This is a genomic window from Nocardioides sp. SYSU D00038 (genome assembly GCF_016924665.1).
GTDB lineage: Bacteria > Actinomycetota > Actinomycetes > Propionibacteriales > Nocardioidaceae > Nocardioides.
Window position 1 is genome coordinate 90256 of record NZ_JAFFJT010000005.1, and the last position, 15282, is coordinate 105537.

At 71.5% G+C, this 15282-nt stretch carries 20 protein-coding genes; 5 read left to right on the top strand and 15 right to left on the bottom strand.

Going from position 1 to position 15282, the window contains the following annotated elements; genetic code table 11:
• Positions 1–6: 6 nt before the first annotated feature.
• Together JT721_RS01330 and JT721_RS01335 are read left to right on the top strand one after the other, a co-directional pair.
• Positions 7–771 carry an ABC transporter permease gene (locus JT721_RS01330; protein ID WP_205471087.1) on the top strand — a complete coding sequence of 255 codons (765 nt, stop codon included), beginning with the start codon at positions 7–9 and terminating at the stop codon, positions 769–771.
• A gap of 36 nt (positions 772–807) precedes the next feature.
• On the top strand, positions 808–1611 hold the full coding sequence (locus JT721_RS01335) for a MerR family transcriptional regulator (protein ID WP_205471088.1): 804 nt from the start codon (positions 808–810) through the stop codon (positions 1609–1611).
• A gap of 8 nt (positions 1612–1619) precedes the next feature.
• Here the strand turns inward: JT721_RS01335 and JT721_RS01340 are convergent, their stop codons facing one another.
• The 7 genes from JT721_RS01340 to JT721_RS01370 form a co-directional block, all read right to left on the bottom strand.
• On the bottom strand, positions 1620–2816 hold the full coding sequence (locus tag JT721_RS01340; protein ID WP_205471089.1) for an ABC transporter permease: 1197 nt from the start codon (positions 2814–2816) through the stop codon (positions 1620–1622).
• The gene (locus JT721_RS01345; protein ID WP_205471090.1) at positions 2813–3508 is read right to left on the bottom strand and encodes an ABC transporter ATP-binding protein; all 696 of its coding nucleotides are present in this window, start codon (positions 3506–3508) and stop codon (positions 2813–2815) included. The genes JT721_RS01340 and JT721_RS01345 overlap by 4 nt, the downstream gene beginning before the upstream one ends.
• Positions 3505–4590 carry a peptidoglycan-binding protein gene (locus tag JT721_RS01350; RefSeq protein ID WP_205471091.1) on the bottom strand — a complete coding sequence of 362 codons (1086 nt, stop codon included), beginning with the start codon at positions 4588–4590 and terminating at the stop codon, positions 3505–3507. Before JT721_RS01350 ends, JT721_RS01345 begins: the two co-directional genes overlap by 4 nt.
• Positions 4587–5168 carry a hypothetical protein gene (locus JT721_RS01355; protein ID WP_205471092.1) on the bottom strand — a complete coding sequence of 194 codons (582 nt, stop codon included), beginning with the start codon at positions 5166–5168 and terminating at the stop codon, positions 4587–4589. The genes JT721_RS01350 and JT721_RS01355 overlap by 4 nt, the downstream gene beginning before the upstream one ends.
• Before the next feature lie 116 nt (positions 5169–5284).
• A complete protein-coding gene (locus JT721_RS01360) occupies positions 5285–6715 on the bottom strand; it encodes a HAMP domain-containing sensor histidine kinase (RefSeq protein WP_205471093.1) in 1431 nt (476 codons plus the stop codon).
• Positions 6712–7413: a response regulator transcription factor gene (locus JT721_RS01365; RefSeq protein WP_307827805.1), complete on the bottom strand. Its 702-nt coding sequence runs from the start codon at positions 7411–7413 to the stop codon at positions 6712–6714. Before JT721_RS01365 ends, JT721_RS01360 begins: the two co-directional genes overlap by 4 nt.
• A 66-nt stretch (positions 7414–7479) precedes the next feature.
• Positions 7480–7896: a MarR family winged helix-turn-helix transcriptional regulator gene (locus tag JT721_RS01370; RefSeq protein ID WP_205471094.1), complete on the bottom strand. Its 417-nt coding sequence runs from the start codon at positions 7894–7896 to the stop codon at positions 7480–7482.
• Positions 7897–7990: 94 nt separating this feature from the next.
• On the opposite strand from JT721_RS01370, the gene JT721_RS01375 reads away from it, so the two are divergent.
• The gene (locus tag JT721_RS01375) at positions 7991–8896 is read left to right on the top strand and encodes a hypothetical protein (protein WP_205471095.1); all 906 of its coding nucleotides are present in this window, start codon (positions 7991–7993) and stop codon (positions 8894–8896) included.
• Here the strand turns inward: JT721_RS01375 and JT721_RS01380 are convergent.
• Together JT721_RS01380 and JT721_RS01385 are read right to left on the bottom strand one after the other, a co-directional pair.
• Positions 8851–9336 (bottom strand): SRPBCC family protein, encoded by a 486-nt coding sequence (locus JT721_RS01380; protein WP_205471096.1) that lies wholly within the window; start codon positions 9334–9336, stop codon positions 8851–8853. The two genes, JT721_RS01375 and JT721_RS01380, sit on opposite strands and share 46 nt — an antisense overlap.
• Positions 9333–9692 (bottom strand): helix-turn-helix transcriptional regulator, encoded by a 360-nt coding sequence (locus JT721_RS01385; protein ID WP_205471097.1) that lies wholly within the window; start codon positions 9690–9692, stop codon positions 9333–9335. Before JT721_RS01385 ends, JT721_RS01380 begins: the two co-directional genes overlap by 4 nt.
• Before the next feature lie 1171 nt (positions 9693–10863).
• On the opposite strand from JT721_RS01385, the gene JT721_RS01390 reads away from it, so the two are divergent.
• On the top strand, positions 10864–12096 hold the full coding sequence (locus tag JT721_RS01390) for a DUF6880 family protein (RefSeq protein ID WP_307827807.1): 1233 nt from the start codon (positions 10864–10866) through the stop codon (positions 12094–12096).
• 97 nt (positions 12097–12193) lie between these two features.
• Entirely contained in the window at positions 12194–12352 is a 159-nt protein-coding gene (locus JT721_RS01395; RefSeq protein ID WP_240339907.1) for a hypothetical protein, read from the top strand.
• Here JT721_RS01395 and JT721_RS01400 read toward each other — a convergent pair.
• The 6 genes from JT721_RS01400 to JT721_RS01425 form a co-directional block, all read right to left on the bottom strand.
• Entirely contained in the window at positions 12309–12764 is a 456-nt protein-coding gene (locus JT721_RS01400) for a HEPN domain-containing protein (RefSeq protein WP_205471099.1), read from the bottom strand. The genes JT721_RS01395 and JT721_RS01400 overlap by 44 nt on opposite strands.
• Complete coding sequence (locus JT721_RS01405; protein ID WP_240339938.1) at positions 12764–13411, bottom strand: helix-turn-helix domain-containing protein; 648 nt, start codon at positions 13409–13411, stop codon at positions 12764–12766. The genes JT721_RS01400 and JT721_RS01405 overlap by 1 nt, the downstream gene beginning before the upstream one ends.
• Before the next feature lie 258 nt (positions 13412–13669).
• Positions 13670–13807, bottom strand: coding sequence for a hypothetical protein (locus JT721_RS01410; protein WP_205471101.1), 138 nt, complete (start codon positions 13805–13807; stop codon positions 13670–13672).
• A 70-nt stretch (positions 13808–13877) separates the two neighbouring features.
• The gene (locus JT721_RS01415) at positions 13878–14393 is read right to left on the bottom strand and encodes a tyrosine-type recombinase/integrase (RefSeq protein ID WP_205471262.1); all 516 of its coding nucleotides are present in this window, start codon (positions 14391–14393) and stop codon (positions 13878–13880) included.
• A complete protein-coding gene (locus JT721_RS01420) occupies positions 14341–14745 on the bottom strand; it encodes a hypothetical protein (RefSeq protein WP_205471102.1) in 405 nt (134 codons plus the stop codon). The genes JT721_RS01415 and JT721_RS01420 overlap by 53 nt, the downstream gene beginning before the upstream one ends.
• Positions 14746–15051: 306 nt before the next feature.
• Positions 15052–15255 (bottom strand): AlpA family transcriptional regulator, encoded by a 204-nt coding sequence (locus JT721_RS01425; RefSeq protein WP_205471103.1) that lies wholly within the window; start codon positions 15253–15255, stop codon positions 15052–15054.
• Positions 15256–15282 lie beyond the last annotated feature (27 nt).

Here is a 15282-nt window from a genome sequence, read left to right on the forward strand (position 1 = left end):
CGACGCATGACCAAGCACCTCCTCGGCGACACCGCCACCCTGACCGGGCGCTCCCTGCGGCACGTGCTGCGCAGCCCCGACACGATCATCACCACCGCGGTCACCCCGATCGTGATGATGCTGCTCTTCGTCTACGTCTTCGGCAGCGCGATCGAGACCGGCCACGACAGCAGCTACGTCAACTACCTGCTGCCCGGCATCCTGCTGATCACCGTCGCCTCCGGCGTCGCCTACACCTCCTACCGCCTCTTCCTCGACCTGCAGGGCGGCATCTTCGAGCGGTTCCACTCGATGCCGATCGCCCGCTCCGCGACGTTGTGGGCCCACGTGCTGACCTCGCTGGTGGCCAACCTGGTCTCGCTCGTGCTGGTCGTGCTGGTCGCCCTGGCGATGGGCTTCCGCTCGGGGGCAGGCGTCCTGGCCTGGCTCGGCGTGGTCGGCATCCTGGTGCTGTTCACCCTGGCGCTGACCTGGCTCGCCGTGATCGCCGGCCTCGCCGCCAAGTCGACCGACGGCGCCGGGGGCTTCGCCTATCCCCTGCTGTTCCTGCCGTTCCTCAGCTCGGCGTTCGTGCCCACCGACGGCATGCCCGGCCCGGTGCGGGTGTTCGCCGAGCACCAGCCGGTCACCTCGGTCGTCGACACGCTGCGCAACCTCTACGCCGAGCAGCCCGTCGGCAGCGAAGGCTGGCTCGCACTCGCCTGGTGCGTCGGCCTCCTCGTCCTCGCCTACGGTCTCGCCATGGCGGCGTACCGTCGCCGGCTCGCCTGACCCGCGCGGCAGGATGGCCCCGGACGGAGGTGGGACGTGCTGACCATCAGCCAGCTCGCGGACTACGCCGGCGTGACGGTGCGCGCGGTGCGGCACTACCACGCCAAGGGGCTGCTGCCCGAGCCCGAGCGCGACCACTCCGGCTACCGGCGCTACGACGCCGCGGCGGTCGTCCAGCTGATCCGGATCAGGACGCTCGCCGAGGCCGGCGTCCCGCTCTCCCGCGTGCAGGAGCTGCTCGAGGCCGACGAGGAGCAGTTCGCGACGGCGGTGCGGGAGATCGACCGCCGGCTGCGCGCCGAGATCCGCGAGCGGCAGCAGCACCGCGCTCGGGTGGCGCAGCTGGCGGCCGGTGACAGCCTGGCACTGCCGCCCGAGGCCGTCGCGTACGTCGACCGGCTCCGCGAGCTCGGCGTCCCGCAGCGGGTCGTCGACATGGAGCGCGACGCCTGGATCCTGGTGGCCGCCCAGCTGCCCGACCAGATGGGCCCGCTGATGGCCCTGAAGAGCGCCCAGCTCGAGACCCCGGCCGTCACCGAGCTCTACCGCGACATGGTCGACGTGGCCGACTGGGACGCCGACGACCCACGGCTCCCGGCCTTCGCCGACCGGCTGGTCGCGCTCATCGAGGAGTCGTCGGAGGGCTGGGAGGACTACGAGTCCGCGGGCGAGTTCGCGCTCGACGACGGCGTGGTCGCCCTCCTCGACCGGATCTTCCTCGACTCGGTGCCGGTCGCCCCACGACTGCTCGTGCTGCTCGAGCAGCGCGGCTACCGGGGCTGGACACGCCTCGAGCGGATCGACTGTCCGCCCGAGGCGCCGGCGTCCCGCGGCAGCTGACCGGCCCGTCACCCGGACCGGAGCGCCTCGGTCGGGGAGAGGCGGGCCGCCCTGGCCGCCGGGTAGACGCCGGCCAGCACCCCGATCCCGACGGCCGCGAGCAGGCCGTAGCCGACGGCCGCCGCCGGCAGCGCGTACGGCTGCTCGTTCCACACGGTGTAGCCCCGGGTGACCCCGGCGCCGCCGAGCACCCCCAGCACGCCGCCGCCGACGGACAGCAGCACCGCCTCGACGAGGAACTGCACCCGGATGTGCCCGCGCGTCGCACCGAGGGCACGCCGGAGCCCGATCTCGCCGCGACGCTCGAGCACGGACATGACCATCACGTTCGCCGTGCCGACGGCGCCCACGACCAGCGCCACGGCGCCGAGACCGAGGAAGAGCGAGGTGAACGCGTCCTCGGCCGCCGCCTTGGCCTCCAGCGCGTCGGAGGGCCGCGAGACGTCGACGTTCTCGGGCGCCTCGGGGTTGGCCTGGGCCGCGAGCACCGAGGCCACGTCGTCGACGACGTCGGCGTCGGCGCGGACGTAGAGCCGGGTGGGCGCGAGATCGTCCTCGACGTAGGCCTCTGCGGCGGCGTAGCCCACGAGGACCGAGCGGTCGAGGTCGGGCGCCAGCGGCAGCTCGTCCATGATCCCGACGACCAGCCACGAGCGTCCGCCGATCCACACCGAGGTCCGACCGTCGACCTCGGTGAGGCCCAACCGTTCCGCCGCGACCGCACCGAGCACGGCCGTCGGGTACGCACCGATCGCGTCGTCGAGGAACCGACCCTCCGCCATCGTCCCGGCCAGGGCGTCGAGCGTGCTCGCCTCGGCGGCCCTCAGCGAGATGCCCTGGGTCTGGTCGGGGTCGGCGAGCGAGCTGCGCAGCACGGACTCCCCGAGCTCGGTGACCATGGCGACCGACTGCACCGGTGCGATGTTGCGGACACCGGCTGCGGCGGTGTCGGGCAGCGTGGTGTCGTCGCCCAACCCGAAGCCCTCGCCCGACTCCGCCTGCAGCAGGTTGGTGCCCAGCTCGTCGAGCTGGTCGAGGAGGTCGGCCTGCGAGGACCTCGAGATGCCCAGCACGCTGACCACGGTCGCGACTCCGATGGCGATGCCGAGGGCGGAGAGCACGCTGCGGACCTTCCTCGAGCGCAGGGCCACGCCGCTGACCCGAGCCTGGTCGACCAGGCGCACCCGCGACCGAAGCCGGCTCACCGCAGGCCCCCGGCCACGGACGCGAGTGAGTCGGCGTGGACGAGGCCGTCCCTGATCTCGACCCGGCGCTGCATCGCGGCGGCCACCTCGTGCTCGTGGGTGATGACCACGACCGTGGTTCCCTGGGCGTGCAGCTCGCCGAGCAGGGCCAGCACCTCGGCACCGGAGCGGCTGTCGAGGTTGCCGGTGGGCTCGTCGGCGAACACGATCGCCGGACGGTTGAGCAGTGCCCGCGCGATCGCGACGCGCTGGCGCTCGCCTCCCGACATCAGCCGAGGGTCGTGCTCGAGCCGGTGCCCCAGGCCGACCCGTCGCAGCGCCTCGCGGGCCCGGTGGGTGCGCTCGTGGCGGCGTACGCCCCGATAGAGCAGCCCCTGCGCGACGTTGTCGGTCGCACTCACCCCGTCGAGGAGGTGGAAGGACTGGAACACGAACCCGATCCGGTGCGACCGCAGGCCCGCGAGCTCCGCCTCCGACATCTCGGAGGTGTCGCGGTCGTCGACCACGACCGTGCCCGAGGTCGGCCGGTCGAGGGTGCCGACGATGTGCAGCAGCGTGGACTTCCCCGACCCGGACGGTCCGACGACGGCGACCTGCTCGCCGTGGCCGATCGTCAACGAGATTCCGTGCAGCACCTCGAGGTCGCCGTAGCTCTTGCGCACGTCTCGTACGTCGAGGACGGGCCCGCTCATGCCGGCACCACCACGGTGTCGCCGAGGTCGAGGCCGCCGAGGATCTCGACGTAGCCGTCGGCGTAGAGCCCGGGCTCCACGGCGGTGAGCACCGGTGTCCCCGCCCCCTCCACCAGCTGGACGGCGAAGCCACCCTCGGCCAGGGCGACCAGTGCGGTCACCGGGACGGCGACCACGCCCTTCTTGGTGTCGCGAGCGAGGTCGACGCTCACGGTCGCCACGTCGAGGTCGGCGACCTTCCCCGGCCTCCTGACGGCGAGCTCGACCGGGAGGGTCGACGTCTCCGTGCCGTCGGCGGCGGTGGTCGTCTCGACCTCGCCGACCGACGACACCGTCGCCCTGATCGTGGTGCCGTCGGGCAGCGTGACCGTCGCCTTCGCGCCCAGCTCGGCCAGCGACTCGTCCGACGGGTCGAGGTCGACGTTGACGACGCGATCGAGCCCCGAGGCGGCGTAGAGCTCCACCGGTGTCCCAGGGAGCAGCGGCTGCCCGACCTCCACCGCGTGCGCACCCACGCGCAGCGCCTCCTCGACGACCACGAAGTCGCTCGGTGCGGCGACCCCGTCCTCGGCCACGCCGAGGTCCTCCTGGAGGTCGAGCAGGGCGGCCTCGGTGTAGGAGGTGAACTCCTGGTCGACCGTCCCCGGGTCGTAGCCGAGCCGCTCCAGGTTGCGCTCGAGCTGGCGCACGTCCTTGCCGCCCTCGACCCCCTCGTGGAGGTCGCGCCACATCGGCAGCGTGCCGAGCAGCACCACGACCGGCAGGTCGTCCACCCGGTAGGCGACGTCCCCGCGCCGGAGCACGCTCGCCTCCTCGGGCAGCGCGGTCAACGTGCCCTCGCCGTTCGCGGTGACCGTGACCGCACCGGCGTACTCCAAGGTGCCGGTCACCCGCTCCGAGTCGACCAGGGTGCGGCGCTCGGCGGTGGTGGTCGCGCGGGTCGCGGGGGCGTCCGCGCCGTCGTCCGCGGCGGCGTCGACGTCGCGCTGCCAGAGGTACGCCGTGCCTCCGGCCACCGCCACGGCGACGACCACCACCCCGAGCGCCGCCCGCCGCACCCGCGGCACCGCGAGCACCGTCACGGGCGCATCCCCTGGTCCATGCCGGACTCCTCCATGCAGGTCTCCTGCGCCTCCCGGAACGCCGGGTCCTCGGGGTCGACACCCTCCGGCGGACCGAACCGGACCATGCCGCCCTGGAAGTCCGGGTCGGGCATGTCGATGCCGTTGTCGCGCATGCACTGGGCGAAGGCGAGCACCCGGTCCTGCATCTCCGAGCGGTCCTCCGGCGACAGCTCGCCGCCGAAGTCGGGGCGCAGGTCCGCGCAGGCCTCCTGGGCCGCCTCGAGCGTCGCCTCGTCGGGCAGCTTGCCGGGCCCGCCCCCCGCGCGGAGCTGGAGGCGGCCGTCCTCGTCCACCTGCGGGTCGGGCATGTCGACGCCGTTCTCGCGCATGCACTGCGCGAACGCCAGCGCCTGCTCCTCGGCCGACTTCGTCTCGTCGCCCCCGTCCCCGTCCCCGTCCCCGTCGTCGCCGCTCTCGTCGGCGGTGGCGGGCTCCTCGAGGCTGGCCACCCCGGTGGCTCCGTCGTCCTCCGACCCGCACGCGCTGGCGGCGAACAGCAAGGCGGCGAACCACAGCGCCGCACCCAGTCGTCTCATCTCTCCTGGCCTTTCCGTCGCGGGCACGTCGTGGCCCGGGTGACGGCGACGCTAGGAAGCCCGTTCGTGGGCTCGGCCAAGGACGGCTGAGAGGATCGTGAAGGACCGCTGGGGAGTCAGTGGGCGGGGCCGGCGACGGTGAAGCCGACCTCGCTCCCGCCTCCGTCGCGAGGCAGGAAGAACGTCGTGCCGCCGTGCCGCTCGGCGACGTCGGCCACGATCGCGAGACCGAGGCCGGAGCCGGGCAGCTCGCGGGCCTCGGCCGAGCGCCAGAACCTCCCGAAGGCCGCCGCCCGGTCGGCCGGCGGCAGCCCACGGCCTCGGTCGCTGACCGTCACCGTGCGGGCGCGCACGGACACGCCGACCGGGCCGGACGAGAACTTGAGCGCGTTGTCGAGGAGGTTGACGACCGCGCGCTCGAGCGCCGCCGGGTCGCCGAGGACCGGCTCGATACCCTCCTCGACGTCGATCTCCAGGCGTCGCCCGGGGTCGCGCCGCTGCGCCCGGTCGACGGCCCGGAGGGCGACCTCGTCGAGGCGCACGGGCACGACGTCGCCGGTCGCGCCTCCGCGCGCGATCTCACCCAGCTCGGCGATCAGGTCGGTGAGCTCCTCGACCTGGCCGAGGACCGCGCGTCCGACCCGTCGACGCTCCTCCGGCGAGAGCGGTCGGCCCCGGTCGTCGGCACGCAGCAGCCACTCGACGTGGGTGCGGAGGCTGGTGACCGGGGTGCGCAGCTCGTGGCTGGCGTCGGCGACCAGCTGTTGCTGTCGCGCCCGCGACGCCGCGAGCCGGGTGGTCATCGCGTTGAACGAGGAGGTCAGGCGGGCGACCTCGTCGCGCGGCGCGGCCCCCGAGGGCGCGGCGTCGTAGCGCAGGGGCACGCTCAGGTCGTCGGTGGCCGCGACGTGCTCGGCGGCGTCGGCCACCCGCTCGACCGGGCGCAGCGTGGTGCGGGCGACGTACCACCCGGCCAGCGCGGCGAGCAGCACGCCGAGACCCGCGGCGAGACCGAGGACCCAGGCGAGCCGGCCCAGCGTCGCGTTGACCTCCTCGAGCGACCGCACGGTCTGCACGGCGGAGCCGCCGTCGAGGGGTCGCGTGAGCACCCGCACGTCGTCGCCGTCGGTGTCGACGGCGTCGCGCATCACCTCGCCCCTGCCGTCTGTGGCGACGGCGAGCTCCTCGGCCGTGGGCTCGAGGATCGGCGTCTCCCGCCCCAGGCTGCAGATCTGCCCGCTGGCGAGGATGACCTGCACGTTCGCGACCAGCCGGTCCCCCTCGGACGTCCGCGGGAGGTCCTGGCAGAGCCGCGCCGCCACGTCGGGCAGCGGGGCCGGCAGCTCGTCGCGCGCCGCGTCCGCCGCGAGCCGCACGCTGCGCACCACGGTCGGTGCCTCCAGCGAGGCGTCGACCTGGGCCCGCATCGTCTCGCGCGCGGCCACCCAGGCGACCACGCTGGCCGCGACGATGCCGAGGGCGACGGCCGCCGCGCAGAGCAGCGCGAGGCGGGAGCGGATGGTCAGCCTGCGCACCACGGCGGTCATCCGGGCTCGCGCAGGACGTAGCCGACGCCTCGCACGTTGTGCAGCAGCCGGGTGCCGCCGTCCGCCTCGGTCTTGCGTCGCAGGTAGCCGACGAACACGTCGAGGGTGTTGGAGCCGGAGTCGAAGTCGAGTCCCCAGACCTCCCGCAGGACCAGCTGGCGCTCCAGGACCCGGCGCGGGTTCTGGAGGAACAGCTCGAGCAGGTCGAACTCGGTGCGGGTCAGCTCCAGCGGCCGCCCGTCGCGGGTCGCCTCCCGCGTCGTCGGGTCGAGCACCACGCCGCCGTACCGCAGCACCGGGTCGGTCGGGCCGCGGCGCCGGCGCAGCAGGGCCCGCAGCCGGGCCAGCAGCTCCTCCAGCGCGAACGGCTTGACCAGGTAGTCGTCGGCGCCGGCGTCCAGGCCCAGCACCCGGTCGTCGGTGCCGTCGCGGGCGGTCAGCAGCAGGACCGGCACGTCGATCGCCCGAGACCGGATCCGCCGACACACCTCGAGGCCACCGACGTAGGGCATCCCCACGTCGAGCACGACCAGGTCGGGCACGCTCTCGGCGATGCACCCGAGCGCCGCCCCGCCGTCGGCCGCCGTGCGCACGTCGTACCCCTCGAACGCGAGTCCCCCGGCCAGGCTGTCGCGGATGTCGGGCTCGTCGTCCACGACGAGGATCCGCGGAGCACCGCTGCGGGACTGGTCGACCACCGGCTCAGGGTGCCCGCCGATCCTGAGAACAGAGAAAAGACCCGACGTACGACGGATCCTGAGCGGCTAGCCGTCCCGACCCAGCATGACGTCGAGCGCCGAGCCCAGCGCATCGCGCGCGTCGGACGACAGGAGGCCGAGCCGCTCGACGGGAAACGTGAACGCAACGCGCATCCGCTCGTCCAGCACGGCGCCGTCCGGAGTGATGACGACCTCCTTGGACCGCCCGTCCCGGGCCCCCGGCTGTCGGCGGACCAGCCCCTTGGACTCGAGCCGCGTGACGATCTGGGTGACGTTCGAGGCGTCGCACAGCAGGCGGCTCGCGAGCTCGCCCATCGTGACCGGGCGCTCGGCGACCGCCTTCAGCAGGCAGGCCTGCGCCGCGCTCAGCCCGACCTCGCGGGCCGCGCGGTCGTACGCCGCGTCGTAGGCGTAGACGAAGTCCCACATCTGCTGTCCGAGCGATCCGACCTGGTCGACCATGGCCCGGACGATACTTGATCCGATGAAGTAGTTGTGCCTACCGTGCACCAGTTGATCCGATCAAGCAAACGGCTCACGTCAGGAGAACGCACCGATGCGACACGTCCTCGTCACCGGCATGCGCGCCAAGACCGGCGCTCCCCTGGTCGACCTGCTCGCCGCCGACCCGCGCGTCGTCGTCCGCGGCGGCACCAGCGACCCCGCCGCCGTCCACCGGGACGGGGTGAAACCCGTGGCCTTCTCGTGGGACGACCCGGGGTCGTGGGCGCCTGCCGTCGAGGACCTCGACGCCCTCTTCGTCGTCCGCCCCGACCGGGCCGACGCACCCGAGCTGATCGGCCACCTGCTCTCCCTGACCCCGGCGAGCACGCACGTGGTCCTGCTCTCCGAGTTCGACCCCCGCTACTTCGCCCCCGACGACTGGCCGCCCCGCACCGAGCGGTCGGTGCGCGACAGCGGCCGGACGTGGACGATCCTCCGCCCGGGCTGGTTCATGCAGGTCTTCAGCGACCCCCGGTTCTTCCTGGCGGACGTCGTGGATCGAGGCGAGATCCGCTTCCCGAGCGCCGGGGGGTCCGTCGCCTGGATCGACACCCGCGACATCGCCGCGGTCGCCGCACACGCCCTGACCGAACCCGGCCACCACGGCCGGACCTACGACCTCACCGGCCCCGAGGCGCTGACCCTGCCGGAGACCGCCGCACGCCTCGGGCGCGCCCTCGGCCGGCCCGTCCGGCACGTCGACATCCCCCTGGAGGAGGCGCTCGCCGGCTCGGAGGGCTTCGACCGGGCGAACGACGAGGGCGCCTTCGACCGGATCCGCCGTGGCCTGTTCGCCTCCGTCACCGACGTCGTCGAGCGCGTCACCGGCCGACCGGCCCGCACCTTCGAGCAGTTCGCCGCCGACGAGGAGGCGTTCCACCGGCTTCGACCCGGTGACGGTCGCGCCGCGTCCTACCGAGCCGTCCCGTCGGCCAGGAGCCGGTCGAGCTTGGCGTAGCCGTCGTTGACGCCGACCTCCATGCCGCTGCGCAGCCAGGCGTCCCGCTCCTCGAAGCTCTGCACGAGCGATTGCGCGTGCAACCGGGTGCGTCCGTCGCCGAGGTCCTCGAACGTCAGGGTCTCGAGCGAGACTCCTTCGGGCTGGCCCTCCCACGTAAACGTCTGCACGATGCGGTGATCGCCGATCTCGTGGAAGCAGCCGCGGAAGGCGTGCTCCTCGCCGCCGCTGCGGGCGACGAAGCGCCAGCTGCCGCCCGTGCGGGCGTCCCAGTGATCGATCCTCGTCTCGGTGCCCTGTGGTCCGGTCCATCGGGCGTACAGGTCGGGGTCTGTGTGGGCCCGCATCAGCTGCTCGGGGGTCGCGCGGAAGTCGCGCGTGGTGCGGATGATCGGAACGCGCTCGTCGGCCTCGATCGTGGCTTCGGGTGCTGTCGTCATGATGCTTCTCCGTCTCGGGTCGTGTCGGTGCTGGTCTCGACGTTCATCTCGGTCAGCAGGGCGTCGAGTCGCGCGTAGCGCTCCTCCGCCTGGCGTCGGTAGCGCTCGATCCACGCCGTCATCAGGTCGAACACCTCCGCCTCGAGGTGGACGGGGCGCCTTTGTGCCTCACGTGACCGACTGACCAGGCCGGCGGCTTCGAGCACCTTCAGGTGCTTCGACACCGCCTGGGTGCTGACGTCGTACGGCTCGGCCAGCTCGCCGACCGTGGCGTCGGCGAGGGTCAGCCGGGCGACGATGTCGCGTCGCGTCGGGTCAGCCAGGGCGGCGAAGACCTGCGAGAGCTGGTCGGGCACTGTCCACTTCCTAAACCAGTTGGTTGACTACAACGCTAAGCCCGAGAGTTCCCGTTGTCAACCAACTGGTTGTGGACGGCCTGCGGTCATGCTGCCGCTGTTCTCGCCCGCGGAGTCGCTGGTTGTGACCCCGCTCGGGAGGAGCTGCGCGAACTGCGGTCGGCGTTCAGGTCACGCCTGCCGGTCGAGCGATTCCTCGGGTACATGCGCTTGCAGCACGAGCGGATGCTCGGCCACTCGAAGCGCCACGTCCCTAACGCCCCTGGCTGATCGGCAGTACGGCTGGGACGTGAAGTACGGCAGTCAAGCACTTCGGCTCGCCTACCAGGGCTTCGAGATCGCGAGCACCGGCAACCCGAGCCTTGCCCTGCGGGACCGCGAGCGAGCGAGTGTCCTGGCGGTCGAGCGAGGCGAGGTCGATCGATCGATGCCCAGCGCCGGCATTGGAAGTGGTCCTGGGTCTCGGCGCGACTCGTCACCCGGTCGATCACCTGTCAGACATCGGCCATAGACGCCATCGCCTGGGTCTCAGGGGAGAGACCTCCGCGCCTTGATCCGCACGGCCCTCCTCGCCCGGGAGCGGTCGGATTCCCGCGTGGAAGGCGAGGTTTCGTTTGAGGTCGGTGGACACGTCCCACGTGTCTATGAGCGCGGCGATTCGTGATCGTTGGCCGTCCGGGAGTGGCTGCCAGGTCGTCGCGGCTCGGGTGGTCAGCCAGTTGTTGACCTGAGCCCTACCCAGGCCTGCGGGCTCTGCATCCGGATCGGTGGCCAGCCGCAGATCGGACTCAACTGCGTCCCATCCCCCGCTTGATCGTGTCAGGTACCACGCTGCGCGCCGACTGCTAGGCAAGTGCGAGGACCATGCCTCATCGGCGACCGCCGCGGAGGCGCCGGTGCGAGCGAGCACGCGAGCGGCGGCAGCCGACACCCGGCTGCTCGGGTCCGTCAAAAGCGGCGCCACCTGCGAGATCGCTTCGTCCCGCCCGCCCCAAGCCGCGACACCACGCAGCGCGACCGCGCGGACCCGCGGACCCGCGGACCGGCGTCGTACAAGGCTATGGCGGGCGGAAGCAAGGCGGTGGAGGGCGGGCAGGGGTGACCAGAGGGCAGGTCGGGCGGGCGTGACGAGGGTGACGGAGGTGGGGCCCGAAGTGTGAAGAATGAGCGGGTGATCTCGCTGGCCGACGCCGTACTCCCGCTCATCCGCACTCGTTCGGACCTCTACCGCTACAGCGCGGCCAACGCGCACGGCCAGGACATGCACGAGGCGATCGACATCCTCGAAGCGGCTATCCCGACGACGGACCCGGCCAAGATCTACACGGTCACACACAAGGCCCTCGCCTCGTCGCTGAAGGTGATCGCGCGTGCGGATGACTCCGCCGGGATCATTGGCGACGCCTGCCGCCGGCTGCTCGAGCTCCACCCGCGCGCAGCGGCTTCAGCTAGGACGCCGGTCGGCAAGCTGATCGACTGGATGATGAAGTTCCAGTTCGACGACGACGAGGTCGATTACTTCGAGCTCGACCCGGTGGCCTATGCGCCGGCGCTCGGCGACGTCGGCATGGCCGCCTACCGGAAGGGCCTGGCGGAGCTCGAGGCGAAGCTCGGGCCGCGCCCATCGGAGGACGAGCGATGGTCGTCAGGTCACTCGCACGCGTGGTTCACGCTCGACTGGAACGCGCAGCGACTCGCGGTCCTCGACCACGACATCGACGCGATCATCCGCACCCATGCCAAGGACCGGAAGGTCGCGGCTTGGCTGCAGGACACTGCCGAGGCGTTCGAGGAGATCGGGGAGATCGACCTCGCCATCGAATGGGCGAAGCAGGCGACCGACTTCGACCACGGCCACCAGTCCCGCAAGGCGGCGGACTACTGGTGCGGCCTGTTGGACGCCCACCGGCCGGACGAAGCGCTGGAGGCACGGCTCTCGGTGTTCCGCAAGTGGCCGTCTTCGACATCGGCGGCGCGGCTGCGCAAGGCCGCCGGCAGGGCGTGGCCCGACTATCGGGACGAGGTTATGGCGACGCTCGCCGCGAGCCCGAGCGACGCAGTGCTCTTCGCGCTCCTCACGCTGAAGGAGCCCGAGTTCGCCTGGAGCCTCGCGCACTCGCTCGCGCTCGACAGCGACCACACGTGGAGCGAGCTGGTGAAGGAGTACGAGAAGGTCGACCCGCTCGCCGTGCTGCCGATCCACCAGCGCCTGGTCGAGAACGAGCTGGTGGAGGCAGGGGCGCAGCATTACCGGCTGGCCGCTCGGCGGCTCGCGAAGATGCGGAAGCTCGCTGGGGGATCCGAGCGCGCCGACGGGGTCGATGAGTTGGTAGCCGAGCTTCGAGAGACCCACCGACGGCGTCCGCGACTCCAGCAGGAGTTCGATCGAGCTGGGCTCCCGTGAGCCACAGCAGCATGGAGGCGGAGTCGTGACCGGACAGGACGCGGTCGATGTCGAGCGGCGCAGGCGAGCCGTCGAGGATGCTCGGCGGTGATCCGAGTTGGAGGGCTCCCGCAGCAGCGATGCCACCCGCGCCGACCAGGACGGATTCGTGCGCGGTGAGATCGACGCACGGCAACTGGGCGAGCGGGTACGGGCTCGCTATCACCTGCCCTTCAGAACAAACCGAGCTGATCGAGGAGGCCTTGGGACGCGGTGATGATCGCCTGCGCCTTGTCCACCGCTTCGGCAGCCTCCTCGTGCGTGGCGTCGTCGCCGGGGCGCTCGGGATACTCGAGTTCGTTGCGACGTCGGCGTAGGGCGCCGAACTGCCGGAAGCCCGGGCCGAACTGCGCACGGACGGCGCGCTCGACGGCGTAGTGCCCACCCTTCGTGGTCGGCCGCAGCCCTTGGTGAGCGAGCAGGGCGGTCAGTGCCTGACGTGCGGCGTCGTAGGCCAGGACGAACGCGGAGTCGGGGTCGGTCTCGACGGCTGACCGCGCGGTCGACAACGTGACGGTCGCCTTCTCAAGGAGCTGCTCGCCGTTGGCAGCGGCACCGGTCAGCTTCTGCAACTCCCCCGCCGCGAGCAGCGCTTCGACGTCGGACTCACCGCGCGTCCAGCGGGCCATCAGGAGCTCACCTGCTCCCGCGAGTCGAGGACGGTGACGTGCGCAGACTCCTTGATCTGGGCGACGAGCGCGTCCGCCGGATCAGCCCACTGCTTCGCCGTGCGCACCACCGGGTTGACCTCGATCCCCAGCCGGGCGTTCGCCCGGTCTGCCGCGTCGTAGAGGTCGGCACGGTCGACCTTTCCCACGACGAGCACGTCGATGTCGTGCGGTGGCGGACCTGCCTGACCCTCGTACCGGGCAGCCCAAGAGCCAAAGATCACGACCTGCTCGGCTCCCTCGATCGCGAACTCCTCGGCGATCACGGCCCGAGGACCGAAGGTGATCTCCAGGAGTTGGGTCAGTGCCTTCGCCGCCGGGTGGTCCACGTTCGCGCGAATCAGCCGGTTCCGCCCCTGGGTGCGGCTCCTGATGAGGCCGGCCTGATCGAGGCGGATCACCTCGCGGTGCAGCGTGGAGAGCGGCACCCCAAGCCGCGCGGCCATCTCGGTCACGCCGTACTCCTGCTCAGGGTGCAGCAGCAGCCACATCAGCAGCTCGGCTTGATGCTGCGATCGGAACACCGGCATCAGGGCCGGCCCATCGCTACGCATAACCGGAACATATCTCCCGGTTATAGGTAGCGTCAAGTTCTCCTCCTCCACCATGACGCTCACCGGCCAACCTCACTCATCGTTCCCGACGAACTCGAAGTTCATCGTCACGGAGCAGGTGGGGCAGAGCGATTGGTACCAGCCGCGCCCGCCTCGACGCGCGAGCCGGCCAGGCCGCCCACAGCACTCGCAGGTCTCGTAGGACTGGGCCTCGGCCTCGCGGATCAGGTCGTAGAACCGCTTTGAGGTCTCTTGGTCGACGTCGCCGGGATTGGCGTAGAGCGCAGGCCGCCGAACTTCTCCTTGACCTGGCTAACCCGTGTAGTCCGGCGAGAGCGCCTTGAGCTTCGCCTCGAACTCGGCGATCAAGGTGGCCCAGCCGTCGTCGCACTCGAACCAGCTGCTCGACTCGTCGTGAGCCTCGTGGCTCTCCTCATTCCGGTCGTCCATCGTCATTCCTTCCCAAGCAGGTCGACCGGGTCCTGACCGTACGGACGGGGTCCGACATCGACGAACCGATTTAGTCGTCCTTGTGGGCGAACGCCTGGTCGAGGAGCAAGGCCGTCAGCGGGTTCACCTGCTCGTTGCGGCGGATGTAGTGCTCGACAGTCACCTTCGGGTCGGTGTGACCGAGCAGCTCGGAGGCGAGGTTGAGACTTGCCTGCTCGTTCACCACGGTGGCGACGGTCCGGCGGAACATGTGCGGCGTGACGCCCTCGATGCCAGCCTCGCCGAGCACCTTACGGAGCTGCCGGCGTACGTTCGCGGTCGTCAGCGGCGTGCCCTCGCGGCTGCAGAACACCAGGGCGTCGAGCGAGTGGTCCCGCATGATCGCCATCCGCCGACGCAAGGCCTCGGCGGTGAAGGTCGACAGCGCGATGACCCGGTTCGACCGGTCGGTCTTGGGGTGCTCCTGGCGATAGGTCCCTTGCCGCGCTCGGAGATCACCGTGCCGCAGATCCTCAGGGTCGCCGGTGTCGTCGTCAGGTCCAGGTCGCGGCGGCGGTTGGCGAGCACCTCGCCGATCCGGGCGCAGGTGCCGAGCATGACCTCGACGATCTGGCCGAGCTGGCCGTCGGGGTTCGGGCGGAAGTGCCTGTTGTGGACTCCCAGGCCTTGATCACCGCGCGGATGGCGTTGACCTCGGCCGCGGTCAGGGCGGTGGGTGTGCGCTTCGGCTTGTGGAGGCGGGAGACGTTGTCGATCGGGTTGCGCGGGGGCACCTCGTGCTTGACCGCGAGCGCGAACGACTGCCGCAGCACCGTCCGAACGCGCTTGGCCGACGAGTACGAACTGTTGCCGAGTTGCTTGAGCAAGGCATCGCAGCGGGCGACCCCGATCTCGCGCAGGGTGAAGCCCTGGAACGCCGGCAGCACCAGACGACGCATGTCGCCTCGTAGTTGAACCGTGTCGCCGGTGCGATCCGGCCTTCGAGGTCGAGGTCGGCCAGCCAGTAGTCGACGAGCGCCGGGAACGGGCTGTCCGGCGTCAGTGTCGTGTCGACGGGCTGGAAGGCGTTGCGTTGCGTGAGCTTCTTCTTCAGGGCCACCTCGGCTGCCGGCCGCGACGACGCGGTCGCCTGGACGAGGCGGGTCCTGCCGTCCCAGTCCCAGAAACGAGTGCGCGCCTCGACCTTGCCCCTGCCGCGGGCGATGAAGGCGATCTCGCCGTACCCGCCGATCGGGATCCGCGGCCTACTCATGGTCGGCCTCCTGGTGCTCCTCAAGCCACTGCTGCACGTCGCTGACCGCGAACCGCAGGTGCTTGCCGAGCTTGAAGGCCCGCGGCGCCCGGCCGGACAGCCGCCAGTCGTAGATGGTCTGCACTGGGACGCCGAGGTACTCGGCGAGCTCCTCGACCCCGATCAGGGGCTCGAGCCCCAGCTTCGTCGTACTCATGCCGAGTAGGTGGGCGACCGCTGCCGA